Consider the following 24,738-nt stretch of genomic DNA (forward strand, 5'->3'; position numbering starts at 1 on the left):
GGGAACCGGAGGCGGGCACGCACTGGCACCGGGCTCCGGCTCCGTTTACCTCGACGGTGCCGGCCGCCGGAGGATCCGGCGGCGCGAGCCGCGCACTTCCGGTACGGGGCATTCCGGCTCCCCGCCCGGGCGGTGCCGGGGTGGGTCACGGTTGCGGGTCAGCGCCGGATTCGCACCGGCTTCCCCCCCGTACAGAAGTGTGGACGACGGCTTCACTCTACCGGCCCGTAGCCTGCGGGCCCGGGGGCACTGGGGGCCCGGGCCCCTTACCGGCCGCGCCGCCGTCCCTACACGGCCCGGTACGTCACCGGGTCGGTGCCCGGGACGGCCTCCGCGCGGCCCTGCTTCACCAGCCGCCGCAGGTGGGCTTCCGCTTCCGAGACGGCGATGTTGCGGGAGCCGTACGGGATCTGCTCCCAGGGCCGGTTCCACTCCATGAGCTCCGCCAGCGCCCACGGGGTGAGCGGTTCGGCCAGCAGGGTCCACAGCCCGGACAGCCGCTCCTCGTGGTGGTCCAGCAGTTCCCGTACGCGGGCGGGTGCGTCGGTGAAGGCGTACTGGTGGGCCGGGAGCACCTCGGCGGGTGCCAGCCGGCCGATGCGTTCGAGGGAGTCGAGGTAGTCGCCGAGGGGGTCGGTGACGCGGGTGTCCTCGGGGGCCTCGTACAGGCCGATGTGCGGGGAGATCCCGGGCAGCAGGTGGTCGCCGGAAAAGAGGCGGCCGTTGCCGGGCAGGTTCGCCGGGTGGGCCTCCTCCAGGTGCAGGCAGACGTGGCCGGGGGTATGGCCGGGGGTCCAGATCGCGCGCAGCCGGCGTCCGGCGAGGGGGAGCAGTTCGGCGGGGACGATCTCCCGGTCGGGCACGGCGGCGCGCAGTCCGGGCAGGGTCCGCATGCGGCCGCTCGCGCGGGCGGCGCGCAGGGGCGCGATGTGCTCCTCGGGGGCTCCGGCGGCGGCGAGCTTGGCGCTCATGTAGTCGAACCAGACGCCGGGCTCGGAGGCGCGGGTGCGGACGACGACCTCGGTGTCGGCGGCGTGCATGGCGATCCAGGCGCCGGACGCCTCGCGGACCCGGCCGGAGAGGCCGTGGTGGTCGGGGTGGTGGTGGGTGATGACGACGCCGTGGACGTCGGCGACGGGGATGCCGAGCGCGGCGAGCCCGGCGACGAGGGTGTCCCAGGACTCGGGGTCGTCCCAGCCGGTGTCGACCAGGACCGGGCCGCGGTCGGTGTCGAGGACGTGGACGAGGGTGTGTCCCAGCGGGTTGTCGGGGATGGGCACCTTGATGCCCCACACGCCTCCGCCGTGATCGGTGACCTGTGACGTGTCCTCCGGCATGAGCCCTCCGCCCGTTGCCGCCCTCTGACGAGAACGTGTTTCAGTAGTAGCCCAAGTCGACCACTTCCACGCTCTTCTGACTAGTCGTTGGATCTTCTCCGCTGTTCCGTCCTGGCCGTGGACTCCTCGAACTAGAACTGGTATCAGTTCTGGAACGCCAAGCCGCAGGAGGCCTCAGCCATGACCGAGCTCGTGGAACACGGACAACTGTTCATCGGCGGGGAGTGGACGGATCCGCTGGGCACCGACACGATCCGGATCGTCTCCCCTCACACCGAGCAGGTCATCGGCTCCGTCCCGCACGCCTCGAAGGGGGACGTGGACCGTGCCGTCGCCGCCGCGCGCAAGGCGTTCGACGAAGGGCCCTGGCCGCGGATGACGCTGGACGAGCGGATCGCCGTCGTCACCCGGATCAAGGACGCCATCGCGGTGCGGCACGAGGAGATCGCCCGCTCGATCAGCTCCCAGAACGGGTCCCCGTACTCCTGGAGCATCCTCGCCCAGGCGCTCGGCCCGATGATGGTCTACGACGCCGCGATCACGGTCGCGCGCGCCTACCCGTACGAGGAGCACCGCCAGGGCGTCCTCGGCCCGATCCTGGTGCGCCGGGAGCCGGTGGGCGTGGTCGCCGCCGTCATCCCGTGGAACGTCCCGCAGTTCGTGGCGGCGGCCAAACTGGCGCCGGCGCTGCTGACGGGCTCCACGGTGATCCTCAAGCCGTCCCCCGAAGCGCCGCTGGACTCCTTCATCCTCGCCGACATCGCGCGGGAGGCCGGACTCCCCGAGGGCGTGCTGTCGATCCTGCCCGCCGACCGCGAGGTCAGCGAGTACCTGGTCGGCCACCCCGGCGTCGACAAGGTCGCCTTCACCGGCTCGGTCGCCGCGGGCAAGCGCGTCATGGAGGTCGCCGCCCGCAACCTGACGAGGGTCACGCTCGAACTCGGCGGCAAGTCCGCCGCGGTGATCCTGCCGGATGCCGACCTGGACTCCACCATCGCCGGGATCGTCCCGGCGGCCTGGATGAACAACGGGCAGGCCTGCGTGGCCCAGACCCGGATCCTCGCGCCGCGCAGCCGGTACGAGGAGGTGGCCGAGGCCCTCGCGGCGGCGGCCGGCGCGCTCGTCGTCGGCGACCCGCTCGACCCGGCGACGCAGCTCGGCCCGCTCGTGGCCCAGCGGCAGCAGCAGCGCTCGCTGGACTACATCCGGATCGGCCAGGAGGAGGGCGCGAAGGTCCTGTCGGGCGGCGGCCGCCCGGTGGGCCTGGACCGCGGCTGGTACGTGGAACCCACCCTCTTCGGGGACGTGGACAACTCCATGCGGATCGCCCGCGAGGAGATCTTCGGCCCGGTCGTCTGCCTGATCCCGTACGGGGACGAGGCGGAGGCCGTACGGGTCGCCAACGACTCGGAGTTCGGCCTCAGCGGCAGCGTCTGGACCGGCGACGTCGAGCACGGCATCGACTTCGGGCGGCAGGTGCGGACGGGCACCTTCAACGTGAACACCTTCAGCCTCGACATGCTCGGGCCGTTCGGCGGCTACAAGAACAGCGGCGTGGGACGGGAGTTCGGGCCGGAGGGGCTGAGCGAGTACCTGGAGCACAAGATGATCCACCTGCCGGCGGGCTATGAGGCGGGTGCCTGATGGGTGACCGCTGGCAGGTCGAGGTGGACCGGGGGGTCTGCATCGGCTCGGGCATGTGCGTGAACCACGCCCCGGACGGCTTCGTCCTGGACTCGGCGCGCCAGTCGCATCCGCGCACCGCGCAGTCGGACGCGAACGAGCCGATCCTGACGGCGGCGGAGGGCTGCCCGGTGGAGGCCATCCTCATCACGCTGGCGGCCACGGGCGAACCGGTCTTCCCGCCGGAGGACTAGGGGGGCCGGTTGGCTGCCGGTTGGCTGCGCCGCTTGGGCTGGGTGTGGGGTGGGCCGGTTGTGCCGGGGCCGGGCGCGCGCCGGGGTGTCTCCTCGGGCGCCGAACGTTTCGGGGGGTCGGAGTGCGGAGGCTTGTTGTGTTCGGCGCCCTGCGGGGATCACCCCGACACACACCCGACCCCGGCCCATCCGGCCCGGCTGCGCCGATCCTTCAGCCCTGCCGCACCGACTCCAGCCTGGCTGCACCATTCGGCTTCGCCGCACAAATTCAGCCCCTCCGGCGTTTGAGGAGCGGGTCCGGGCAGAGCCCGGCGGGGTGCGGGGCGGAGCCCCGGTCTTTGAGCCGCACCATTCCAGCCCTGCTGCACCACTCCGGCCTCCGCCGCGCAAATTCAGCCCCGCCGGCGTTTGAGGCGCGGGGTGTGGGGCGGAGACCCGGCAGTGGTGCGCCAGAGGCTTACTTCGTCATTTCGGCGGCGCTCCGCTCGACGCAGAACTCGTTGCCCTCGGGGTCGGCGAGGGTCACCCAGCCGCCCCCGTCGGGCCGCCGGTGGTCGCCGACGACGGTCGCGCCCAGGGCGACGATGCGTGCGACCTCCTCGTCGCGCGTGCGGTCCTGCGGCTGGAGGTCCACGTGGACCCGGTTCTTCACGGTCTTGGTGTCGGGGACCGTCACGAACAGCAGGGTCGAGCCGGGCGTCTTGAGCAGCGCCTCGGGGTCTCCGGGGAAATCGTCGTCGGCGAGCGGGCTGTCCAGGACGGCGGCCCAGAACTGCCCGAGGCTGTAGGCGTCGGAACAGTCGAAGGTGAGGTGTCGCACAAGAGAGGCCATGCGGCGGACTATCGAACATGATCGCGGCCGCTGTCCAGCGGAATTCCGCGATCCCGCAGCGGCTGCTTCAGGCCTTTTCCGGGGCCGTCAGGTCGATCAGACGGCACACCGTCTCGATGTCGATCTTGACCTGGGCGATCGACGCACGGCCGGAAAGCCACGTGATCAGCGCCGAGTGCCAGGTGTGCTCGATGACCCGTACCGCAGAGAGCTGTTCCGCCGTCGGCGGGGCCTCCAGGCCCATCGCGTCCAGGATGATCGCCGTGGTCAGCCGGGACACCGTGTCCACCTCGGGGCTCACGCTGCGGTCGGCGAAGGTCAGCGCCCGCACCATCGCGTCGGCCAGCTGCGGTTCCCGCTGGAGGGCGCGGAAGGCCCGCATCAGGGTCTCCGCGACCCGGGCCGCCGGGTCGTCCCCGGCCGGCGGGCGTTTGCGCAGCGTGGTGTGCATGTGCTGGAGCTGGTCCTGCATGGTGGCGACCAGCAGGTGCACCTTGGACGGGAAGTAGCGGTAGAGCGTGCCCAGCGCCACCCCGGCCGCCTCGGCGACCTCCCGCATCTGGACGGCGTCGAAACCGCCCCGGCTGGCCAGCTGCGCGCTGGCGTGCAGGATCCGGCGGCGGCGCGCCTCCTGGCGCTCCGTCAGGGGAGGCGACGCCGGTGTGGTGACGGCCTTCACTTCCGCTGTCATGTGTCCCGTTCCGTGTCGTTGCGCGGGCTGATTCCGGGCTGGTCCCCGGTCAGCATGGCAGGCGCCGCAGTCGTGGCGCGAATCACCTGCTCCGCCTCTTACGGTGTAGTTTCCGGCCGGTAGATTCAATGCTCTTCGACGGATCAAGTCTGAAACTTGTTCTACATTATCCGAGCGGTTACGCTCCGGCGAAAGTTGCAGGGAGAAGGGGGCCGAGAGTGACCGCTGAGGCCATGGTGACGAGCCCTTTCGCGGGTTCCGCCGCCGACGGCGACCGCCCGCTGCGCATCGCACTCCTCACCTATAAGGGGAACCCGTTCTGCGGCGGCCAGGGCGTCTACGTCCGCCACCTCTCGCGCGAGCTCGTACAGCTGGGGCACTCCGTCGAAGTGATCGGCGCCCAGCCCTATCCCGTGCTCGACACCGGCGCCTCGCTCACCGAGCTCCCGAGCCTGGACCTGTACCGCAGCCCCGACCCCTTCCGCACGCCCAAGCGCGAGGAGTACCGGGACTGGATCGACGCCGTCGAGGTCGCCACCATGTGGACCGGCGGCTTCCCCGAGCCGCTGACCTTCTCGCTGCGCGCCCGCCGCCATCTGGCCGCGCGCGCGGGGGACTTCGACGTCATCCACGACAACCAGACCCTCGGCTACGGCCTCCTCGCCGACCTCGGCGCCCCGCTGGTCACGACGATCCACCACCCCATCACCGTGGACCGCAAGCTCGACCTCGACGCCGCGAAGGGCCGCGTGAAGCGGGCCTCCGTACGCCGCTGGTACGCCTTCACGCGCATGCAGGGCCGCGTGGCCCGCCGGCTCCCCTCCGTCCTCACCGTCTCCGGCTCCTCCCAGCAGGAGATCGCCCAGCACCTGGGTGTCCGGGACGAGCGCATCCACGTCGTGCACATCGGCGCCGACACCGACCTGTGGTCGCCGGACGCCTCCGTCGCCGAGGTCCCCGGCCGCATCGTCACCACCTCCAGCGCCGACGTCCCGCTCAAGGGGCTCGTGTACCTCGTCGAGGCCCTCGCGAAGCTGCGCACCGAGCAGCCCGAGGCCCACCTCGTCGTCGTCGGCAAGCGCGCCGAACAGGGTCCCGTCGCCCGCGCCATCGAGACGTACGGACTCCAGGACGCCGTCCGCTTCGTCAAGGGCATCACCGACGCCGAACTCGTCGACCTCGTCCGCAGCGCCCAGATCGCCTGCGTGCCCTCGCTGTACGAGGGCTTCTCGCTGCCCGCCGCCGAGGCCATGGCCACCGGCACCCCGCTCGTCGCCACCACCGGCGGCGCGATCCCCGAGGTCGCCGGACCCGACGGCGAGACCTGCCTCGCGGTGCCCCCGGGCGACGCGGGCGCACTGGCCGCCGCGCTGGGCCGGATGCTGGGCGACCCGCAGCTGCGGGCCCGCCTCGGCGCCGCCGGGCGCGAACGGGTCCTGACCCGCTTCACCTGGGCCAAGGCCGCCGAAGGCACCGTCGCGCACTACCGCGCCGCCATCGAGCAGGCCGCCCGTGCCGGCCGCACGCGGTGACCTGCCGCGCCCGGTGACCCTCCGCCTCATCCACACCCCCGCCCCACACCCCCGCGACCGCGAAGGCAGGACCCCGTGCTGACCGTCGATTTCTCCCGGTTCCCGCTCGCCGCAGGCGACCGCGTACTCGATCTGGGCTGCGGCGCAGGCCGGCACGCCTTCGAGTGCTACCGGAGAGGCGCCCAGGTGGTCGCCGTCGACCGCAACGGCGAGGAGATCCGCGAGGTCGCCAAGTGGTTCGCCGCCATGAAGGAGGCCGGCGAGGCCCCGGCCGGCGCCACCGCCACCGCCATGGAGGGCGACGCCCTCGCCCTGCCCTTCCCCGACGACTCCTTCGACGTCGTGATCATCTCCGAGGTCATGGAGCACATCCACGACGACAAGGGCGTGCTCGCCGAGATGGTGCGCGTGCTCAAGCCCGGCGGGCGCATCGCCATAACCGTTCCGCGCTACGGCCCCGAGAAGATCTGCTGGGCGCTCTCCGACGCCTACCACGAGGTCGAGGGCGGCCACATCCGCATCTACAAGGCGGACGAGCTCCTCGGCAAGATGCGGGCCGCGGGCCTCAAGCCGTACGGCACGCACCACGCGCACGGACTGCACTCCCCGTACTGGTGGCTCAAGTGCGCGTTCGGCGTCGACAACGACAAGGCGCTGCCCGTCAAGGCGTACCACAAGCTCCTGGTCTGGGACATCATGAAGAAGCCGATGGCCACGCGCCTCGCCGAGCAGGCCCTGAACCCGCTCATCGGCAAGAGCTTCGTGGCGTACGCGACCAAGCCCCACCTCCCCGTCGGCGCGACCCAGTGAGCTCGCCCGGGCGCACCGAACACCTGGTCCTGGACGGCGTACTGACGGCCGAGCAGGCCGCCGCGACGGTGGCGGGCATCCTCGCCGCCCAGCGCGCGGACGGGGCCATTCCGTGGTTCCGCGGACACCACCTCGACCCGTGGGACCACACCGAGGCCGCGATGGCCCTGGACGCGGCCGGCGAGCACGAGGCCGCCGAGCGGGCGTACGCGTGGCTGGTGCGGCACCAGAACCAGGACGGCTCCTGGTACGCGGCCTACGCCGACCGGCCCGACGGCGTGGACACCGCCGAGCCGCAGGACGCGAGCCGCGAGAGCAACTTCACCGCCTACATAGCCGTCGGCGTCTGGCACCACTACCTGTCCACCGGCGACGACACCTTCCTCGACCGCATGTGGCCGGCCGTCTACGCGGCCGTGGAGTGCGTCCTGACGCTCCAGCAGCCGGGCGGCGAGATCGGCTGGAAGCGGGAGGCCGACGGCACCGCCGTCACCGACGCCCTCCTCACCGGCTCCTCCTCCATCCACCAGGCACTGCGCTGCGCCCTGGCCATCGCCGAGCACCGCGAGGAGCCGCAGCCCGACTGGGAGCTCGCCGCGGGCGCCCTGCGGCACGCGATCCGGCGCCACCCCGAGCGGTTCCTCGACAAGAACCACTACTCGATGGACTGGTACTACCCGGTCCTCGGCGGCGCCCTCACCGGCGCCGAGGCCACCGCGCGCATCGAGGAGCGCTGGGACGAGTTCGTGGTCCCGGACCTCGGCGTGCGCTGCGTCCTGCCGAACCCGTGGGTGACGGGCGGCGAGTCCTGCGAGCTGGCGCTCGCGCTGTGGGCGACGGGGGAGTCGGACCGGGCGCTGGAGATCCTGCGGTCGATCGGCCACCTGCGCGCCGACAACGGCATGTACTGGACGGGCTACGTCTTCCAGGACAAGGCGGTCTGGCCCGTGGAGCAGACCACCTGGACCGCCGGGTCCCTGCTGCTCGCCGTGGCGGCGCTGGGCGGGGACGAGGCCACCACCGAGGTGTTCGGCGGGACCTCGCTCCCGGCCGGGCTGGAGCCGGACTGCTGCGGGTGACGCCGCCGGCCGGTCAGCGGCGGTAGAGCCAGCCGGCTACGGCGTGGCCGACGAGGAGGTAGACCACGGCGGCTATGCCGTAGCCGATGACGACCTGGACCCATTCACGGCTGAAGGTGAACAGGTCGTAGGACCAGGTCGCGAGCCAGGAGGCGACGTCGTGGATGAGGTCGACCAGGGAGTTGCCCTGGTTGGCGTCCAGGAAGTAGAGCAGGATCCAGAGTGCGATCACGAAGGCGAGCACGTCCGCCACAAGTGCGACGGCACGTCCTGCCTGACTGCTTCCTCGGGTGCGTGCTCGTGTGTGAGTGCTCATACGGCCCGTGTTGCCGCGTCGGCGTGTCGTAAACCCGAACGGGTCCCGCGAGTGGCGGGGGTGTGGGGCCGGGGTGAGGCTGCGAGGGACGCCTCAGTCCCCGGAGGAAACCGTGTCCGTACCCACGACCGTCCGATTCCGCCGTGCCGTCACGGCGGTGGTCCTCTCCACCGCGCTGATGGTCGGCGCCACCGCCTGCGGCAGTGGCGGGAGCGGCCCGCGCGAGGAGCTGTCCGCCGCGTCGATGGGGGAGCTGGCCGCCCTCGCGGCCGCGGAGCCCGTCGCGGCCGAGGCCGACGAACTGGCCGCGGTGACGCCGTCGCCCAGCACGTCCGCCGAGAAGCAGAAGTTCGCCAAGACGCGTTTCGTGGCCAACGCGGGCCTCGCGGCAGGTGCGACGTACCAGTGGATCGTCAAGCCGTACCGCGCGGGCAAGTTCAAGAAGGGCGCGAAGGGCCGGACGTTCGCGCTCATCAAGGCGGGCCTCGCGGGCGCGTTCGCGTACAACCGGCTGAAGGCGGCGGCCGACAACGCCAAGGGCGACCCGCTGCTGGCCAAGGCGATGGCGCCGCTGACGGCGGGTATCGCGTCCCTCAAGGGCCTCGGCAGCAAACTGCGCAAGGGCGAGGCCGGCGACGCCGACATCAACTCCTTCGACGACGTCATCAGCAGCGTCAAGGAGGCCGGCAAGAGCGCGGGCGCCGAGGTCGTCGACAAGGTCCCGAGCACGTCCCAGCTGACCGGCGGCTGAGCCCGCCCGCCCGGTCCGGCGGCCGGCCGCGGCCTGTTTCAATGGGCGGATGATCGAGTACGTGTTCCTCGCCGCCGGGGCCGCCGGAGCCGCGTGGCTGGTACGGCGCAAGCACCTCGCGCGGACGGCCGCCGGTCCCGTGCCCGGGATCCCCGGGATGGCGCGCCGGCCCGCCGGCGAGGGGCGCTGGCGGGCGGGGCGCGTGTACGCCGACGGGGGCGCGGCCCGCTGGGTCCCCGAGCGCGGTGAGCCCGTACCGCTGCCCGGCGGGCGGGCCACCGGGGTGCGGGTCCCCTCCGTGAAGGAGGGCATCGTCATCCACCCCGGCTCGCGGATCGTCACCTGCACCTACGAGGGCGGCGGCAGCATCGAGATCGCCGTGATGCCGCTGGACGTGCGCGAGCTGCTGGAGGCCGTCCCGCAGGCGGACACGGACACCCCCTCGCCCTGACACGCCGGGAGCCCCGGTCACCGCGGTGTGCGCGGTGACCGGGGCTCCGGTGTGCTGCGGGTGCTCCCGGAGGGGCTAGCCCTGGGTGAAGTAGCCGAACAGGTCGGTGATCACGTGGTTGCTGCCGCCCCAGCTGTTCCAGATGCTGACGCGGCCGTCGGCGACGGGGCTGGTCACGTGGTTGGGGACGGTCTCGCCGGGGCGGGTCTGGAGGCTGCTGGCCTCGGGCTTCGTACCGCCGTGGCCGTAGACGGTGAGGAAGCCGGGGCCGGTGGTGTCGGTGGCGGTCACGTTCAGGGCCGCGCCGACCGCGCCGGCGGGCAGGCCGGCGACCGAGGCGGTGACGCCGGGCGCGAGCTTGCCGGTGGCGCGGGTGTCGGCGAGGCGCTGCGGAACGGTCGGCGTGAAGAGGGTGCTCCCGTTCGCGGCGTAGTAGCCCACCGCGTCCAGGATCAGGTGCGTGGAGCCGGTGTTGGTGTAGAGGATGACCGTGCCGTCCGGGCCGACGGGGACGATGGCCTGGTTGGACTTGTCCTTGCCCGGTTCGAGGTTGAGGTTCGAGCTGACCGGGCGCTTGTCCGGCTCCGAGTAGGCGATGACGTGCGCCTGCTCGGTCGCGCCGGTGGCGGTCAGGTTGAGGGCGACCGCCTTGGCGTCCGCCGGGATGCCGTTGACCCCGGCGACCTTCACGGTGCGGGTCTGGCCGCCGCCCAGCGCGCCGCCGGTGGTGCGGGTGTCGAGGACGCGGGTCGGGGCGAGCGGGGAGAACCGGTCACCGCCGTTCGGCTGGTAGTAGCCGACGAAGTCGACGATCAGCGCGGCCTTGCCGGAGTTGAGCTGCGCCGAGAGCTTGCCGTCGGCGCCCACCGGGACGGTGACCGTGTTGGAGGAGGTGCCGCCCGCCTTGACGTTGACGTTCGAGGTGACCGGGCGGGCCTGGCCCGACGGCCACACGCTGAGGTGGGTGTCCTCGGTGGCGCCGGTGACCGTCACGTTCACGACGGCCGCGGAGGCGCCGGCCGAGTGGTGCGGGCCGGAACCGGTGTAGACGACCGGCAGGGAGAACGCGGTGGCGGTGCCGCCCTGGACGGGGGTGTTGGTGGTACGGGTGTCCAGGACGCGGAACGGCCGCTGCGAGACGTAGCCGGCCGGGGTGTAGGCGACCTGCACGGTCCGCTCGGCCGTCGAGGTGGCGCCCTTGACGTCCGTGAGGGTCGTCGTCACCTTGTACGTGCCGGGCTGCTTGTAGGCGTGCCGGACCGGCTCCAGGGCGTCGCGGCTCTCCTTCGCGCCGTCACCGAAGTCCACGTCCACGCGCTGCACCGGCCACGGCGTGGTGGCGCCGCGCGGGTCGGCCTCGGCGGACAGCGGCGGCACGAACTCCCTCGGGGCGTCCGGGTTCGGCAGGACGGGCTGCGCGGTGAAGGCCGTGGTCAGCGGGGTGGCCGCGGTGACCTTGGCCGTCACGGTGGCGGAGACCTGCTGGCGGACCTTGTTGGACGCCGTCACCTTGACCGTGCACGCGCACGGCTTGTCGTAGACGTGCTCGGCACTGGTGGCCGAGGTGACGACCGGCGCGGTGCCGTCGCCGAAGTCGTACGCGTAGGTGAGCGCGGCGAGCCAGCGGCTGTCCGCCGTGGCCTTGATCTTCACGGTGGTGCCGACCGGGGCCCAGCCCTGTTCGAGCTCCGCCCGGACACTGCGCAGCTCGTCGTACAGCTCGAAGGCACCGCGGTCCAGGTACCCGCCGTCCTTGCCGGTGTTGGGCACGCGCGGGTCGTCCCCGATCTCCCGCCCGAAGTAGTCGGTGAGGAGGACGCCCGGCGCCGTCGCGTCCGCGGAGTCGACCGTGGGCGAACCGTCCACCGCGCCGACGCCCGTGCGCGAGGGGGTCAGGATGTCGTGCGCGCCCTGGCCGGTCCCGGCGTGGAAGGACGCCTGGTCCGGGTAGGTGGCGCCGGCCCACTTGTAGGCCACCCGGTCCGCGGAGAAGGGGCCGGTGATCAGGTTGTAGTCGGCGCGGGTGCCGGTGGCCGCGGTCTGCGCCACTTCGATGCCGTAGCGCGCATCGAGGTTCCCGCAGCCGGCTTCGAAGTCGGTGTGGACCACGTTGTTGAACAGGGACGAGCCGGTGGAGCCGCCGGCGAGCTTGATGCCCGCCTCGCAGTCGCGGCGGATCGTGTTGTTGGTGACGACCAGGCCCGTCGCGTCCCAGGCGAAGACCGCCGCGTTGACGTAGCCCTGGATCTCGTTGCGGCTCAGTACGACGTCGTGCGCGTTCTCGACGCGGACGGACGTCTTCAGCTTGCTGTGCTGGAGGCGGACGTTCCCGCTGCCCCCGTCGATCGTGACGGAGTCGGGGTTGCCGCCGGCGGCGAGCCCGCGCAGCTCCACGTCGGTGGAACCGGTGACCCGGACACCGGCCGGGGCGTCCAGTCCGACGACCTTCACGAAGGAGACGTTGCCGATGGTCAGGCTCTTGCCGGGCGCCAGCCTGAACTTCGGGTTGGCCTCCACCCCGTCGGAGACGAAGGTGATCGGCTTGCCCGGCAGCCCGCCACGGTTGACGGTGACGTTCTCGTCGTAGGGCTTGACGCCCGGTTCGATGCGCACGGTCTGGCCCGGCTGCACGACCTTGACCGCGGCCGAGATCGTGCAGAAAGGCGTGGCGTACGTACCGGGGCCGCTGTCCGAGCAGGCGGCGAGCGAGTGGTTGTCCACGTACAGATCGGTCGGGGTTTCGGCGGCGGCCGCGGTCGCCGGCAGGCCGAGGAGGGAGACGAGACCCGCGGTCAGCAGGACGGTCGCGCGAGTGGGACGCACCAGAAGGGTTCCTTCGAGCAGAGGACGACGTGGGTCGCCATGGGTGCGGCGCTCGCGACCGTATGAGGCCGGTTCCCCCCGGCGGCAGTCGGGCGCACGCGCAACCCGCAGCGACGACGATCATCATCCACTTTCGGACAGCCGCTGTCACATCACATTGTCGGATCGTTGACCTAGCTGTTGAGCTCCGCCAGGACGCGCAGGGTGTGCGGGTCCGGGGCCGTCACGAGGAGGTCGGTGACCGGGCCCTTGCGCCACAGCTCCAGGCGTTCGGCGATCCGCTCGCGGGGCCCGACCAGGGAGATCTCGTCGGCGAAGGCGTCCGGGACGGCCAGCACCGCCTCCTCCTTGCGGCCGGCGAGGAACAGCTCCTGGATGCGGCGCGCCTCCTCCTCGTAGCCCATCCGGGCCATCAGGTCTGCGTGGAAGTTGCGGGCCGCGTGCCCCATGCCGCCGATGTAGAAGCCGAGCATCGCCTTGACCGGGAACAGCCCCTCCGCGACGTCGTCGCAGACCTTGGCGCGGGCCATTGGCGCGATCATGAACCCCTCGGGGAGGTCGGTGAGCGCGGCCTGGTAGACGTCGGTGCGGGTCGGCGACCAGTACAGGGGCAGCCAGCCGTCCGCGATCCGCGTGGTCTGGGCGATGTTCTTCGGTCCCTCCGCGCCCAGCAGGAGCGGCAGGTCGGCGCGGAGCGGGTGGGTGATGGGCTTCAGGGGCTTGCCGATACCGGTGCCGTCCTCACCGCGGTACGGGTGGCTGTGGAAGCGGCCGTCCAGCGCGACCGGGCCCTCGCGGCGCAGCACCTGGCGGATGACGTCGACGTACTCGCGGGTCGCGGTGAGCGGGCTCGCGGGGAAGGGTCGCCCGTACCAGCCCTCGACCACCTGCGGGCCGGACAGGCCGAGGCCCAGCATCATCCGGCCGCCGGAGAGGTGGTCCAGGGTGAGGGCGTGCATGGCGGTGGCCGTCGGGGTGCGGGCGGCCATCTGCGCGATGGCCGTGCCGAGGCGGATCCGCGAGGTGTGCGCGGCGATCCAGGTCAGCGGGGTGAAGGCGTCCGAGCCCCAGGCCTCGGCGGTCCACACCGAGTCGTAGCCGAGGGTTTCGGCCTCGGTGGCCAGGTCGAGGTGGGCGGGCTGGGGGCCGCGGCCCCAGTAGCCGAGTGCGAGTCCGAGGCGCATGAACGTCCCTCCGCGGTGCCGACAGCCGTACCTGACGATGCGTCAGGGGCCTGGCGACTGTAAGGCAACGGCCCCCCGCCCGGAAGGGCGGGGGGCCGTCGTGTGCGCGGGAGCGGGGCTCAGCCGCGCTGGATGCCCGAGGTGTCGTTCAGGATGCCGCGGCGGCCGTCCTGGGTCTGCGCGACCAGGGTGGCCGGGCCGCGCTGTTCGACGGCCAGGTACCAGGTGCCCGGGGCGAGTTCCGCGATCGGGGTGGGGGTGCCGTCCTCGGCGAAGAGGGGGCGGGCCACCGGGACCGCGAACCAGAACGGGGTGAAGTCCGCCGCCGGGGCGGGCGCCGGGGCCGCCTGGTGGACGTCCTGCGGCGCCGGCGTCGGGGTGCCGCCGTACGGCGGGACCGGCTGCGGGGTGGAACCGTAGGGCTGCTGCCCGCCCGGGTAGCCGTACCCGGCGCCCGGCTGGGGCTGGCCCGCGTACGGCGGCACCGCGGCCGGCTTCGGCTCCGGCACCAGCTGGCCCGCGAGGGCCGGGATCTTCGCACCGGCCACGGCCACACCGGCCAGCGCCAGGGTGGCGAGGAAGGCGAGGACGGCGCCGGCGCCCAGGTCGAGCTGGCTCGGGCAGGTGATCAGGGCCCACAGCGCGGACCAGGCGGCCGAGACGGCGAGCACGGTGCCCCACGCCGTCAGCGGGAAGCCCAGCACCTTGCGGGTCTCCGGCTGGAAACGGGCCGCGATGAGCAGACCGGCGGCGATGAAGCCGAGCAGGAAGACGCTGGGAAGCGCCAGACGGTAGGCGTCGGTGTCCCACGCGCTCGGGAGGTCGCCACCCGTCGTGGAGTAGAAATCGAGGAACGAGGCGATGAACAGCAGCACCGCTGCTCCGATCACCACGCCGTCGCCTCGAGTGAGGGAGCGGATGTTCACGTCTTAGGTGTCCTTCTCGGTCTCGGTCGTCTCGTGGTGCCGCGGTCGCAGATCGTGCCTGCAGCAGGTCGGGCGGCACCATGGTACGGACGTTCCCCGCGGCCGAGAGGATCGGGGCGGCGAGCAGCCCCGACGGGGCTGCCGAGTGGGACTACCCGCCGAGGAAGCCGACGATGCCGTCCGCGATGCCCTGCGCCGCCTTCTGCCGCCACTCCGGACTCGTCAGCTGCGCCGCGTCCTTGGCATCACGCATGTTGCCGCATTCGATGAACACCTTGGGCCGAGTTGACAGGTTCAGTCCGCCGAGATCGTCCCGGACGACCAAACCGGTACCGCTGCCGAGGTAGTTGGCGGGGGCCGAGCCGGTGGTGCGGGCGAAGTTCCCGGCGATCCGTTCGCCCAGCTCGCGGGAGGGGCCGACGATCTTCGAGGTGTCCGCGGCGCCGCCCTTGACCTTGGCGGGGAGGATGACGTGGAAGCCGCGGCTGCCGGCCGAGACCCCGTCGGCGTGGACGGAGACGACGGCGTCGGCGTTCGCCTCGTTGCCGATGCGGGCCCGCTCGGTGATGCAGGGGCCCCACGGCCGGTCCTGCTGGTGGGTGAGGACCACCTTTGCGCCCTGCGCCTCCAGGGCCGCCCGCAGGCGCTGGGACACGTCGTAGGTGAACTCCGCCTCCATGTAACCGGAGTTGGTGGTGGTGCCGGTGGTGTCGCACTCCTTGTGACCCGTGCCGATGTCGACCTGCTGGTCGATCTCGTCGGTGTGCTTGAAGTTGCCCGTGTTGTGGCCGGGGTCGACGACCACCGTCTTGCCTGCCAGCGGGCCCTTGGCGGGCGCGGGGGCGGGTACGGGGGCCGCCGCGGGCGTGGTCGCGACCGCGGTCGGGCTGCCGCTCGCGGTGGACCCGGACTTCGCGTCCCGCTGACCGGGCGACCCGGCCGCGTGCGACGCGGGCAGCGGCCGCGGCTGCTGCCCGTCGGACCCGGAGCCGGCCAGCACCTGGGTCAGCACCCAGCCCGCCAGAGCGGCCGGAGCGAGTGCGGCGACCCCGACGACGAGCGTGGAGCGTCGGGTGAACCAGGGCCGGTCCGGACTGACCGAGGAACCGGACTCGGGGGGCGGGGCACTGCCGTCTTTGCGCACGCGGCGATGCTAGACCGCTGCGCCGCCGCCCGGCCGGACCCTGGGCCATCCGGGGGCGTGGTGCGATTGTCTGCCCGGCGTTCGTAGGCTCAGATGCCCGGCCCCGTGCGGCGCAGCACGCGCAGCGAGTCGGTGACGGAGATCTCCTCGAAGGCGCCGGAGGCCAGGGCGCGCAGGTAGATCCGGTACGGGGCCTGCCCGCCGTCGGCCGGATCCGGGAACACGTCGTGGATCACCAGCGTGCCGCCCTCCGCGACGTGCGGGGCCCAGCCCTCGTAGTCGCCGCCCGCGTGCTCGTCGGTGTGGCCGCCGTCGATGAAGACGAAACCGAGCTTGCCGCCCCAGGCCGCGGCGACCTGCGGGGACCGGCCCACGATCGCGATCACGTGGTCTTCGAGACCGGCCTTGTGCAGGGTCCGGCGGAAGGTGGGCAGCGTGTCCATCAGGCCGACCTCCGGGTCCACGACGCTCGGGTCGTGGTACTCCCAGCCCGGCTGCTGCTCCTCGCTGCCGCGGTGGTGGTCGACGGTGATCGCCGCGACGCCGGCCTCGCGGGCGGCGTCGGCCAGCAGGATGGTGGACCGCCCGCAGTACGTCCCGACCTCCAGCAGCGGCAGCCCGAGCCCGGCCGCGGCAGCGGCCGCCTCGTACAGCGCGAGCCCCTCCCGTACGGGCATGAACCCCTTGGCGGCCTCGAAGGCGGCGAGGGTCTCCGGCTTGGGGTGGGCGGCCATGGGTTCCTCCTGGGCTGAGACTGGTCGGCCCATGCTGCCCTACCGCCGGGTAGGGGTCCATGCCGGGGCCCGGGCGGGCGGACCGGGCTGGCGGGCCGGACGGGCGCCCGGGCCGCGATCTGTTTGACCGCCTACTGGTTCGAGATGTGCTGGTCTCGCCCTGCCTGATAGACCCTCGCGCTCCCGGAGGCCGTGGCGCGCTGCGTCACCACGGGGGCCGGGCCGGCAGGCGGGCTCCATTCGTCTACGAGTCTCCTCAGGTCTTCGACCAGCTCCGGCTGTGCTGCAAGGAGACGTCGGAGCCTTCCCTGCCACTCCGCCTGAAGCTCACCTTCGATGTGCTGGTCACCGGCTGCCACGGCAGCGAGGAGGTCCTCACGGTTGGCATCGAGTTCGGCAACCACCGCTGCCGCACGCTCCACTTGCCCACGGCGCCAAAGGGACGCGATTCCCTCCCGTACGCGTTGCCATGCGTCAGTGGCCATCAAGGTGACGACTGTCGTGCCGGCACTGCTCGCCAATGCCACAACCGCTGGCTCCACAGCTCCCCCCATCAGAGCTAGTCATCGGCCCCTTGCGCATCGGTAAGCGCACATCACTAGGCAACGGCGCATGTCCAAAGTACGCCACAGGCGACAGTGCGGGATCCGAAGCTCACCCACCGATTTTCGCCCCAACACTCAACGGGTGAAGGTGGGTTGGCCTGCCTCACCCTCTACCCCAGGCGTAGCGGGTTCAAGCGCGACTGGGATGGGTTGGCGGATCAGGAGGCCACACCTCCAGGCGGTCGGCAACGTCGGTTGCTGCCGGTGGCGGGATCACTCGCAGGTGGCCGGAAGGATTCCGCGCCGGATGCGGATCGCATGCGGTGACGTGACCTCCTCGGATGATGCAAGCCATGGGCAACGCCCCATAGACGAAGGCAATTTGGCCCAGTGCCGTAGCGCGGCAGCTTCTGCGCGGGTCCGTCTGCACGCTCCCGCTACTTGGCTGAAACTCGCCACCACCTCTTGCCAGTACCTACCGCAACACCCCATAAATGACGATGTCTCAAATGACTCGGGAGGTCACGATGGTCCGTGCATGGGAAGCAGATCCTTCCTCACCGATGGTTCGCCGCCTCGGGAAGTCCCCCGAGGAGTTGGGAACCACGGGTGGTGAGTCCGGCTGCCCGGATATTTGGGAACTGGAGAACGGCGACATCGCGGTGATCGGGAGGGACCTTACCGATTCCTACAGAGACAAGCTCCCGCCGGACGCGAAGATCGCCCCGGACGAGCGACTGGTTGTCATCCCGCGCAGGACCGCAGTCTCGGCAAAGGTGGACACTCCTGATGCGTAGCCTGCTCGCTGAAGCGCCGCGTGAACGGCTCGGCCTGGATGCCTATCTAGAAGACTTTGACCGGTACTTCTGGAATTCTGGAGCAACTGGCTTCTGGAAGCTTGAACGGCGCCAGACCTTCAGGGAGGCCGGTGTCGACAGCTGGGAAGCGTTCCGGCGAGGGGAATGGCAGGAAGCGCTGTCTTTGATTGCCGATCAAGAGGGCCACTTCGAGAGTTATTTCGAGCGGATCACGCAAAGCGGATTCGCGCTGCATCGTGTTCGGGTCGTCGAGGAGCCCATCACCCCTTATCTGCAGTGGGAGTTGCATCTTCTACGCCTCAAAGAAAAGCATGGAGAAAGAACGCGGGTGCTGCCGAAGGAGAACCTTCCGGGCGGCGAAAGTGAAGGCTTGCTGCCAGAGGTCGTAGTGCTGGGTGAGCTCGTCATGTATGAAATCATCTACGATGATGACGGAAACCTTGCTGGTGGAATTAAGTTCACCGACGTCAATGTGATCTCGAAATGCAGGGAATTCATTCAGGGATTGCATGCGAAAGGGGAGCAGCTGCGCTCCTTCTTCGGGCGGCGAGTCGCTCCGCTCCCGCCTCCCGCGATCAATTCAGCCGGCTAGCTGGGGCCGCGAGCACTCGGCGCTCCTTCGAACCATGGCAAGCGAGGAGCGCTCACGCGAGAAAATGGGGCGAGACGTGCGAATCATCCTGATCTCCTACTCTGCTTCCGGGTTCTCTGTGCTAAGAGAAGCATGTCACCGGGCCGGATATGAGCCTGTGCTCTATATGCATGCGCGTTCGTTGATTCCCAACGGGGGAACGCGGTCCGGTGCAGGGGACGTTGTGGGCGGTATCATTGACGACATCCCACCGGGAATGGATTTCTTTGTACCTGGTGGAAAGGGGAATCTTGCGAACGTGCTGGCGTGCTACAACGCCGATCTGATTGTTTGCTACGGGTTCCCCTGGCGCCTCCCTGCCTCGGTTCTCCAGTCGACAAGGCTGGGGGGTATCAACGTGCACACATCCATGCTGCCCCAATATAGAGGGCCAATTCCTGTCAACTGGGCAATCCGAAACGGTGACGCAGAGATCGGTGTGTCAATCCATTGGATGGAAGAGGAGTTCGACGCCGGAAGGATTCTCGCGCAAGAAGCAGGGATTGCTCTTGAGGACGACGTCATCCCGGAGAAGCTATGGGATGACGTGAATCAAGTAATCTCCAGGCTGCTTCCTGTAGCTCTGAAACGCGTCGCTGATGGATGTCCAGGCGAAGTCCAGCAGGCCGGTGATCACATGTATGCGGGCTGGATGGAGGAGAGTTTCCATCAAGTGGATTGGCGCAATGGGAGACGCAGCATCCACAATCAGGTTCGCGCCATCAGGTTTGGAAGCTCCGGAAAATCCGGCCCTACGGCGCGCGTCGGGGCTGGTTGGATAAGGCTTCTGCGGACCTCTCTTGAGCCTACTGGAGGTATCGAGAGGGAATGTGCGGATGGCTCCTTGTGGATCGTGGATTCAGTTCCTGCGGATCCGCCTGAATTGGCACGTTCTTCTCGCTAGAACCCCAGCATCATTCGTCGGATTGATTCCTACTCCTGACCTGCGATCTGCCGATAGTTGGCAAGCTTTTGCTTGGCGATCACAGTCCAAGGGTGCGTCGGTCCAAGGATGCGCTCTCGCCCATTTACGACGAGCCCTGTCTGTTCGATCGCCTCATCATTCTGACCCACCGCGCTGAGGGCACTTCCCAGCAAGCTTCGAGCAGCTAGGGTGATTGGATACTCAGCCCCATAGCGAGACTCGTGTTGCGCGACAGCCCTACGCGCGCGTGGCAACGCCTCATCAGGTTGCCCCGTATTGAACAGGGCGTGAGCGCAATTCAACTCGGCGGAAAGGGTGATCGGGTGATGCGCTCCGAGTTCGCGAAGGCAGTCGCTTACCAAGGCAGGACCGGCGCCCGCTTCGCTTTCCAGTTCAGGCCCGGGGGGAAGCTCCAATAGGCAGGCCATTGCCTCGAGTGTCAGTGGATGCCAACGGCCCAGATGGGCTACCCGTCCAGAGACTGTGCGATGCATGAGCCCCACGGCTTCGGCTGTATGGCCAAGCCAAGTAAGTGGGCGTGAGAGATGCAGGCAACTCGTCAGTGTATCGGGCGAGTCAACTCCACATACCCTCTCAAGGTCAGCAAGTACCTGGCGGTGAAGGTCAGCTGCTTCCTCAAGGCGACCGAGTCTGTCGACAGATTTTCCTACACGCTGACGAATTCTCAGGACAAGGATGTGGTCCTCTCCCAGCCGCGCCTCTCCCAATTCTGTAGCCTCACGTGCCAGTGATAATGCCGATGCATAGTCCCCTCCCCGATGTTGAGTAATTATCAGTCGAAAGGCAGCTTCGAACGCCGCTTCGGCGGCTGTCTGACGCACGTCGTGCCACGCGCTGACACGACGGATCAGGGCTAGGGCATGTGGGGCCAGCAAACCTGCCTGTGGTTCTGGCTTACCTCGTTCGGGCAGCTCTGGAATCTTCGCGATAAGCAGCTTTGAGGCTGATAGCGCGAGTAGGTCCTGGCGATCTACGGGAACGCTGCGGGCAACACTGTGGAGGAGGACACCGTGTGTCCGCACGCAACGCTGACCAATTGTCACAAGCTCGGTCAGTGAATGATCCAGTAGCCCACGAAGAGCTAGCTCCACGCGGTCTTTCGGTAGTTCTTGACCTACTTCAACGCCAGAGAGAAGTGGCAATGGGAGTGATTCGCTTGACCAGCAGGAAAGAAGTTGCAGAAGCGTGACGGCTTCAGGCAATCCTTGGTTCACCAGGTTTTCCAGCGAGATTTGCCACGTACTACTCGCGAGATGTCGAGAGTCGCTGGAGTCAGCTCCGGCGCCTTGGTCGAGCAGCTCTATGAGGTCACGACGACTCGAAAGGTGGCGATCGTACTCTGCCATTGACCACGGCTCGATCACTTGATGGGCAAGAAACCCACCAGCCAAGGTCAAGGCCAGAGGGAGGCGACCGAGGCGATCCGCGACAGCGGCAGCTTCCTCTGCTGTCCCAGCCTGCGGTGCGAGGTCGCACAAGACCTGGGCGGCTTCGTCGCGCGGCAAGACGCCCACGTGCAGCAGTTGGGCTGCTGGCCACCAGTAAGTTGCTGCTTGTCGTGTTGTGACGAGAACCGTGCCACGGGGGCTGGTACGCAGCCAAGCCCCATCACGGAGAATCGCTGGATCATCGGCATTGTCCAGGACCAGCAGCCAGGGCTGGGCAGATTGATCAAGCCGATCCCATACGAGGTCCGCAGCTGCGCGTAATCCGTTTCGTGCAGCCATGAGTTCGCCTTCGTGCGCTCCTCTGTCGGCTGCTACGGCGAGCATGCCGGCGCGCAACGACGTCTGGTCCGAGGCATTGACCCATAGGCCCAAGCGGCCAGACTCGGTTGTCGCATGCTTGAAAACTGCAGATGCGACGGCTGTCTTACCGGAACCGCCTAGACCGTGGAGGACGAATACGTCGTTGGCTCGGTCTTTGGCGACAGCTGATTTCAGGCGACTCATGAGATCATTTCGATCCCGCAATATCAAGGGGACTCGCCCGATGGGTGGGTGTCGGACCGAGTCGGGCCCGACCCACGAAGCGTTCGAATAATTGTTCTCGGTAATGTACTGATCGCCAGAGCTTTGGTAGACCCGACCTTCTCCATCGGCATGGCCTTCATTCTGTCCCCTCACCACAGGTCGAAGTGGAGGTCGCGGCCGGAGGGGAAGTTGGTCGCGTACTCTGAAATCGTGAGCACATGCACTGACATCACACCTAAGAAGTCTCATCTGTTGGGATCAAAAGGACACGTTTGGGCGTGACCTATTCACGCCGAGTAGCCGCACCTCACCTCTTCCATGCTTGCACCAAAGGATCCGGACACCCTCTCAACTCGCCTCGAGTCGGGCCTGTCGAGAGCACGCTTGCGCATCGTGGTCCTTGCCTCAATCGGCTGCCGCTCCGGTGGTCCTCGGTGGAGTCCTGTCTGGGATCCTGCCCTTCGCGGCGCTGTCCGAAAGTGCCTTTTCGGCCTTTGGCCGCCCGAACAACTCCTCCCATGCGCACCGGCCCTAGGTCGGTTCACCCACGTACGCATCGGCGCCGACGGCGGGGCCGGCGCGTGGACCGGAGCCGGGCCGATTGCGTGATTCAGGCCACCTGTCCGCAGCCGGGCGATTACGCTCGGCTACGGAACCACAACTGGCTTGGGGGTGACCGTCCATGGTCGGCGTGCGCGATCTTGATCCCAGCGCCTCACCGCTGGATTACTACGGCTACGAACTGCGTCGGCTGCGCGAGGCCGCCGGGCTGAAGCAGTCGCAGCTCGGCGACATCATCTACTGCACCGGCTCGCTGATCGGCCAGGTGGAGAACACGAAGCGGGTGCCGACGCGGGACTTCTCCGAACGGGTCGACGCGGCGCTGGGCACGGACGGGCACTTCTCCCGCCTGGTGGGGCTGGTCCTGCGGAGCGTCTTGCCGACGTGGTTCCAGCCGTATGCGGAGATGGAGGCCCGGGCCGCGTACGTTTCGTCCTTCGAAGCGCAGTTGGTTTATGGGCTGTTGCAGACGGAGGAGTACGCGCGGGCGGTGCTGGGCGTGCGGAACAAGAAGAACCTCGACGCGAGGGTGGCGGCCCGCATGGAGCGCCAGCGGATCCTCGACCGTGAGAACCCGCCACTGATGTGGATCGTGCTGAGCGAGGCCGTGCTGCACCAGGAAATCGGCGGCCCGGAAGTCATGCGGAATCAGCTCACCCGTTTGCTGGACCTCCAGAGTCGGGAGTGGGTGAAGGTGCAGATCTTGCCCTTCGAGGCGGGCGCCCATGCTGGGTTGCCGGGGTCGTTCACCATGCTGCGCTTCGACAGCGACCCGGACATCGTGTACACCGAGGACTTCGTGCAGGGCCATATGACGGCCAATCCTCAGGCCGTCAGGGAGGGTTCGCTCCGATACGATCTTTTGCAGGCTGCCGCACTGTCCCTGGAGGGGTCGGCGGCGCTGATCGCCCGAGTATTGGAGGAGCGCTATGGACACCAACCAGCACCTGACGGGCGCGCGGTGGCGTAAGTCCTCGTACAGCGCCGACACCGGCGGCAACTGCGTCGAGGTCGCCGCGCAGCCCTGTCTTGTCGCCGTTCGGGACTCCAAGAATCCCGATGGGCCCGTCTTCACCGTTCACCCTGCGGCTTTCGCCACCTTCGTGAGGGCCCTCTCTGTATGATCCGCTCCCGACTGGGGGCAGGGGATCCGGGGGAGCAGAGGCTATGGAGCACGTAGGGCCGGGCGGCCCGACGCACGTGGGGCCGTTCGAGGTCGTCGGCGTGCTCGGGCAGGGCGGGATGGGGCGGGTGCTGCTGGGCGCCGGGCCGGACGGGCGGCTCGTCGCCGTCAAGCAGGTACTCGCGCACTTCGCGGACGACGAGGGCTTCCGGGCCCGGTTCCGGCGTGAGGTCGCCGCCTCGCGCAAGGTGTCCGGGGCCTACACGGCCGCGGTGATCGACGCCGATCCGGACGCGCCGACGCCCTGGCTGGCCTCGGTGTTCGTGGCCGGGCCCTCGCTGGGGGCCGTGGTCAAGGCGGTCGGGGTGCTGCCGGAGGACGTCGTACGGCGCCTCGCGGCCGGACTGACCTCCGCCCTGGCCGAGATCCACCGGGCCGGGCTCGTCCACCGGGACCTCAAGCCCGACAACGTGCTCCTCGCCGAGGACGGCGTTCGCGTCATCGACCTCGGCATCGCACGGGTCACCGAGGGTGAGGCCGAGGGCGACACCGGGCTGACGCGTACGGGGTGGGTCGTCGGTTCGCCCGCGTACATGTCCCCCGAGCAGGCCGAGGGCAAGCCGCTCACGCCCGCCAGCGACGTCTTCTCGCTCGGTTCCGTCCTGGCCATGTCGGTGACCGGCCGCAGTCCCTTCGCCGGCACCTCCACCCTCCAGACGCTGTACGACGTGGTGCACGCCGAGCCGGACCTGAGCGAGGTCCCGGCGGGGCTGCGCGACCTCGTCGCGCGCTGCCTGGCCAAGGACCCGGAGGCCAGACCGTCCCCGGCGCAACTGCGCGAGCTGATCGGGCCGGTGACCCCGGCGGGGCGGCAGTGGCCCTCCGCCGTGTACGGGATGCTCGCCGCGCAGCGGGCGCAGATCGACGGGCTGCTCGAAGGCGGCCCGGCCGCCGAACCCGAGCCGTTGCCTCCTGCCCCGGAACCCACGCACGTGGCAGCGCCCGTCCCCGTACCGAAGGTTCCGTCCGCGCCGCCCCGTCCGGCGGAACCGCCCACCGAGCCGAGCTCGCCGGCGCGGAGCCCGTGGCGCGGCAGGCGGCGGATCACGGCCCTGGCGGCGGCCGCCGTGCTGCTGGTGGCCGGCACCGGGGTGGTGGCGTACGTACGGGACCGGATGAACGCCCCCGTCGCGTATACGGGCCTGCCCACCTGCGCGAAGGCCGCCGACACCGTGCCGTTGGCGCTCCGGGACTCCTCGCTCGACACGCGCTCCAAGGAGGCCTGGGGAGTACGTACGGGCTGCACCTGGAACGGGCTCGGCCAGGCCGCCTCGCCCCACGGCCTCGTCCGCTGGGAACTCAGCCTCGGCGGGGACGCGGCGCGCAACGCGGACGCCCAGCGGGACCGCTTCCGGGTGGACGCGGCCGACAAGACGCCGGCTCCGAACCTGACCTTCGGGACGGAGGCCTACTGGGGGAGCCCCAGCCTCGACTGGACGTGCGCCCTCGCCGTGCGCGAGGGCAACCTCTCCGTCTGGGTGGGCCTGTACGCGAGCCCGTACAAGACGGCGGAGTGCCAGGACAAGGCGAAGGCGGTCGCCCGCGCCGCGCTGAAGGCCGCCCCGCGCTGAAGTGCGGGGCGGCGGGGCCGCGG

Annotated in this window: 23 protein-coding genes and 1 riboswitch; of the genes, 13 read left to right on the forward strand and 10 right to left on the reverse strand. The window is 69.7% G+C overall.

Annotation, left to right across the window (positions count from 1 at the left end):
- Positions 1-89 precede the first annotated feature (89 nt).
- Positions 90-221: riboswitch (cobalamin riboswitch) on the reverse strand.
- A gap of 66 nt (positions 222-287) precedes the next feature.
- On the reverse strand, positions 288-1,337 hold the full coding sequence (locus tag ACFYZ4_RS28485) for an MBL fold metallo-hydrolase (RefSeq protein ID WP_351304496.1): 1,050 nt from the start codon (positions 1,335-1,337) through the stop codon (positions 288-290).
- 180 nt (positions 1,338-1,517) lie between these two features.
- On the opposite strand from ACFYZ4_RS28485, the gene ACFYZ4_RS28490 reads away from it, so the two are divergent.
- Both ACFYZ4_RS28490 and ACFYZ4_RS28495 read left to right on the forward strand, forming a co-directional pair.
- Entirely contained in the window at positions 1,518-2,981 is a 1,464-nt protein-coding gene (locus ACFYZ4_RS28490; RefSeq protein ID WP_351304493.1) for an aldehyde dehydrogenase, read from the forward strand.
- Positions 2,981-3,214, forward strand: coding sequence for a ferredoxin (locus ACFYZ4_RS28495; protein ID WP_362813488.1), 234 nt, complete (start codon positions 2,981-2,983; stop codon positions 3,212-3,214). Before ACFYZ4_RS28490 ends, ACFYZ4_RS28495 begins: the two co-directional genes overlap by 1 nt.
- A 457-nt stretch (positions 3,215-3,671) precedes the next feature.
- On the opposite strand, the gene ACFYZ4_RS28500 is transcribed toward ACFYZ4_RS28495, so the two are convergent.
- Together ACFYZ4_RS28500 and ACFYZ4_RS28505 are read right to left on the reverse strand one after the other, a co-directional pair.
- On the reverse strand, positions 3,672-4,046 hold the full coding sequence (locus ACFYZ4_RS28500; protein ID WP_390785178.1) for a VOC family protein: 375 nt from the start codon (positions 4,044-4,046) through the stop codon (positions 3,672-3,674).
- 67 nt (positions 4,047-4,113) lie between these two features.
- Positions 4,114-4,737 (reverse strand): TetR family transcriptional regulator, encoded by a 624-nt coding sequence (locus tag ACFYZ4_RS28505; protein WP_351300538.1) that lies wholly within the window; start codon positions 4,735-4,737, stop codon positions 4,114-4,116.
- A 218-nt stretch (positions 4,738-4,955) separates the two neighbouring features.
- Between ACFYZ4_RS28505 and ACFYZ4_RS28510 the strand changes: the two genes are divergently transcribed.
- The 3 genes from ACFYZ4_RS28510 (at position 4,956) to ACFYZ4_RS28520 (ending at position 8,158) form a co-directional block, all read left to right on the forward strand.
- Positions 4,956-6,269: a glycosyltransferase family 4 protein gene (locus ACFYZ4_RS28510; RefSeq protein WP_390785179.1), complete on the forward strand. Its 1,314-nt coding sequence runs from the start codon at positions 4,956-4,958 to the stop codon at positions 6,267-6,269.
- A 75-nt stretch (positions 6,270-6,344) separates the two neighbouring features.
- Positions 6,345-7,079, forward strand: a complete 735-nt coding sequence (locus tag ACFYZ4_RS28515; protein WP_351300544.1) for a class I SAM-dependent methyltransferase — start codon at positions 6,345-6,347, stop codon at positions 7,077-7,079.
- Entirely contained in the window at positions 7,076-8,158 is a 1,083-nt protein-coding gene (locus ACFYZ4_RS28520) for a prenyltransferase (RefSeq protein WP_351300547.1), read from the forward strand. The genes ACFYZ4_RS28515 and ACFYZ4_RS28520 overlap by 4 nt, the downstream gene beginning before the upstream one ends.
- A 13-nt stretch (positions 8,159-8,171) precedes the next feature.
- Here the strand turns inward: ACFYZ4_RS28520 and ACFYZ4_RS28525 are convergent, their stop codons facing one another.
- A complete protein-coding gene (locus ACFYZ4_RS28525; RefSeq protein ID WP_390785180.1) occupies positions 8,172-8,474 on the reverse strand; it encodes a hypothetical protein in 303 nt (100 codons plus the stop codon).
- Between the two features lie 178 nt (positions 8,475-8,652).
- Here ACFYZ4_RS28525 and ACFYZ4_RS28530 point away from each other — a divergent pair, with 178 nt between their 5' ends.
- Positions 8,653-9,225 carry a hypothetical protein gene (locus ACFYZ4_RS28530; RefSeq protein ID WP_351300587.1) on the forward strand — a complete coding sequence of 191 codons (573 nt, stop codon included), beginning with the start codon at positions 8,653-8,655 and terminating at the stop codon, positions 9,223-9,225.
- Positions 9,226-9,274: 49 nt separating this feature from the next.
- Positions 9,275-9,676: a hypothetical protein gene (locus ACFYZ4_RS28535; RefSeq protein WP_351300552.1), complete on the forward strand. Its 402-nt coding sequence runs from the start codon at positions 9,275-9,277 to the stop codon at positions 9,674-9,676.
- 75 nt (positions 9,677-9,751) lie between these two features.
- On the opposite strand, the gene ACFYZ4_RS28540 is transcribed toward ACFYZ4_RS28535, so the two are convergent.
- From ACFYZ4_RS28540 to ACFYZ4_RS28560, 5 genes are all read right to left on the reverse strand, one after another.
- Positions 9,752-12,499, reverse strand: coding sequence for a PKD domain-containing protein (locus ACFYZ4_RS28540; RefSeq protein WP_390785181.1), 2,748 nt, complete (start codon positions 12,497-12,499; stop codon positions 9,752-9,754).
- Positions 12,500-12,672: 173 nt separating this feature from the next.
- Positions 12,673-13,683: an LLM class F420-dependent oxidoreductase gene (locus ACFYZ4_RS28545; protein WP_390785182.1), complete on the reverse strand. Its 1,011-nt coding sequence runs from the start codon at positions 13,681-13,683 to the stop codon at positions 12,673-12,675.
- Positions 13,684-13,802: 119 nt separating this feature from the next.
- Positions 13,803-14,609, reverse strand: a complete 807-nt coding sequence (locus ACFYZ4_RS28550) for a hypothetical protein (protein WP_384349441.1) — start codon at positions 14,607-14,609, stop codon at positions 13,803-13,805.
- A gap of 151 nt (positions 14,610-14,760) precedes the next feature.
- Positions 14,761-15,753 carry an N-acetylmuramoyl-L-alanine amidase gene (locus ACFYZ4_RS28555; protein ID WP_351300564.1) on the reverse strand — a complete coding sequence of 331 codons (993 nt, stop codon included), beginning with the start codon at positions 15,751-15,753 and terminating at the stop codon, positions 14,761-14,763.
- Positions 15,754-15,842: 89 nt separating this feature from the next.
- The gene (locus ACFYZ4_RS28560; protein WP_351598179.1) at positions 15,843-16,487 is read right to left on the reverse strand and encodes a class I SAM-dependent methyltransferase; all 645 of its coding nucleotides are present in this window, start codon (positions 16,485-16,487) and stop codon (positions 15,843-15,845) included.
- A 1,072-nt stretch (positions 16,488-17,559) separates the two neighbouring features.
- Here ACFYZ4_RS28560 and ACFYZ4_RS28565 point away from each other — a divergent pair.
- The 3 genes from ACFYZ4_RS28565 to ACFYZ4_RS28575 are packed head-to-tail and all read left to right on the forward strand — an operon-like array spanning position 17,560 to position 19,385.
- A complete protein-coding gene (locus tag ACFYZ4_RS28565; protein WP_390785203.1) occupies positions 17,560-17,829 on the forward strand; it encodes a hypothetical protein in 270 nt (89 codons plus the stop codon).
- Positions 17,822-18,442: a DUF6879 family protein gene (locus ACFYZ4_RS28570; protein WP_390785183.1), complete on the forward strand. Its 621-nt coding sequence runs from the start codon at positions 17,822-17,824 to the stop codon at positions 18,440-18,442. Before ACFYZ4_RS28565 ends, ACFYZ4_RS28570 begins: the two co-directional genes overlap by 8 nt.
- 34 nt (positions 18,443-18,476) lie before the next feature.
- Positions 18,477-19,385 carry a methionyl-tRNA formyltransferase gene (locus tag ACFYZ4_RS28575; RefSeq protein ID WP_390785184.1) on the forward strand — a complete coding sequence of 303 codons (909 nt, stop codon included), beginning with the start codon at positions 18,477-18,479 and terminating at the stop codon, positions 19,383-19,385.
- A 29-nt stretch (positions 19,386-19,414) separates the two neighbouring features.
- Here ACFYZ4_RS28575 and ACFYZ4_RS28580 read toward each other — a convergent pair whose 3' ends face one another.
- A complete protein-coding gene (locus tag ACFYZ4_RS28580; RefSeq protein ID WP_390785204.1) occupies positions 19,415-21,553 on the reverse strand; it encodes a tetratricopeptide repeat protein in 2,139 nt (712 codons plus the stop codon).
- A gap of 529 nt (positions 21,554-22,082) precedes the next feature.
- Between ACFYZ4_RS28580 and ACFYZ4_RS28585 the strand changes: the two genes are divergently transcribed.
- From ACFYZ4_RS28585 to ACFYZ4_RS28595, 3 genes are read left to right on the forward strand one after another with little or no spacing between them, the layout of a single operon-like run.
- Positions 22,083-22,931 carry a helix-turn-helix transcriptional regulator gene (locus ACFYZ4_RS28585; protein ID WP_390785185.1) on the forward strand — a complete coding sequence of 283 codons (849 nt, stop codon included), beginning with the start codon at positions 22,083-22,085 and terminating at the stop codon, positions 22,929-22,931.
- On the forward strand, positions 22,891-23,085 hold the full coding sequence (locus ACFYZ4_RS28590; protein WP_390785186.1) for a DUF397 domain-containing protein: 195 nt from the start codon (positions 22,891-22,893) through the stop codon (positions 23,083-23,085). Before ACFYZ4_RS28585 ends, ACFYZ4_RS28590 begins: the two co-directional genes overlap by 41 nt.
- 43 nt (positions 23,086-23,128) lie before the next feature.
- Positions 23,129-24,715 carry a serine/threonine-protein kinase gene (locus ACFYZ4_RS28595; protein WP_390785187.1) on the forward strand — a complete coding sequence of 529 codons (1,587 nt, stop codon included), beginning with the start codon at positions 23,129-23,131 and terminating at the stop codon, positions 24,713-24,715.
- The last annotated feature ends 23 nt before the right edge of the window (positions 24,716-24,738 follow it).

The sequence above is a fragment of the Streptomyces sp. NPDC001513 genome (assembly GCF_042894695.1).
Lineage (GTDB): Bacteria > Actinomycetota > Actinomycetes > Streptomycetales > Streptomycetaceae > Streptomyces.

What these genes read in the sequence shown, in the direction of transcription:
- ACFYZ4_RS28485 (WP_351304496.1), bottom strand. Translation starts at nt 1,337, where the DNA reads ATGCCGGAGGACACGTCACAGGTCACCGATCACGGCGGAGGCGTGTGG.
- ACFYZ4_RS28490 (WP_351304493.1), top strand. Translation starts at nt 1,518, where the DNA reads ATGACCGAGCTCGTGGAACACGGACAACTGTTCATCGGCGGGGAGTGG.
- ACFYZ4_RS28495 (WP_362813488.1), top strand. Translation starts at nt 2,981, where the DNA reads ATGGGTGACCGCTGGCAGGTCGAGGTGGACCGGGGGGTCTGCATCGGC.
- ACFYZ4_RS28500 (WP_390785178.1), bottom strand. Translation starts at nt 4,046, where the DNA reads ATGGCCTCTCTTGTGCGACACCTCACCTTCGACTGTTCCGACGCCTAC.
- ACFYZ4_RS28505 (WP_351300538.1), bottom strand. Translation starts at nt 4,737, where the DNA reads ATGACAGCGGAAGTGAAGGCCGTCACCACACCGGCGTCGCCTCCCCTG.
- ACFYZ4_RS28525 (WP_390785180.1), bottom strand. Translation starts at nt 8,474, where the DNA reads ATGAGCACTCACACACGAGCACGCACCCGAGGAAGCAGTCAGGCAGGA.
- ACFYZ4_RS28530 (WP_351300587.1), top strand. Translation starts at nt 8,653, where the DNA reads ATGGTCGGCGCCACCGCCTGCGGCAGTGGCGGGAGCGGCCCGCGCGAG.
- ACFYZ4_RS28535 (WP_351300552.1), top strand. Translation starts at nt 9,275, where the DNA reads ATGATCGAGTACGTGTTCCTCGCCGCCGGGGCCGCCGGAGCCGCGTGG.
- ACFYZ4_RS28545 (WP_390785182.1), bottom strand. Translation starts at nt 13,683, where the DNA reads ATGCGCCTCGGACTCGCACTCGGCTACTGGGGCCGCGGCCCCCAGCCC.
- ACFYZ4_RS28560 (WP_351598179.1), bottom strand. Translation starts at nt 16,487, where the DNA reads ATGGCCGCCCACCCCAAGCCGGAGACCCTCGCCGCCTTCGAGGCCGCC.
- ACFYZ4_RS28565 (WP_390785203.1), top strand. Translation starts at nt 17,560, where the DNA reads ATGGTCCGTGCATGGGAAGCAGATCCTTCCTCACCGATGGTTCGCCGC.
- ACFYZ4_RS28570 (WP_390785183.1), top strand. Translation starts at nt 17,822, where the DNA reads ATGCGTAGCCTGCTCGCTGAAGCGCCGCGTGAACGGCTCGGCCTGGAT.
- ACFYZ4_RS28575 (WP_390785184.1), top strand. Translation starts at nt 18,477, where the DNA reads ATGGCAAGCGAGGAGCGCTCACGCGAGAAAATGGGGCGAGACGTGCGA.
- ACFYZ4_RS28585 (WP_390785185.1), top strand. Translation starts at nt 22,083, where the DNA reads ATGGTCGGCGTGCGCGATCTTGATCCCAGCGCCTCACCGCTGGATTAC.
- ACFYZ4_RS28590 (WP_390785186.1), top strand. Translation starts at nt 22,891, where the DNA reads ATGGACACCAACCAGCACCTGACGGGCGCGCGGTGGCGTAAGTCCTCG.
- ACFYZ4_RS28595 (WP_390785187.1), top strand. Translation starts at nt 23,129, where the DNA reads ATGGAGCACGTAGGGCCGGGCGGCCCGACGCACGTGGGGCCGTTCGAG.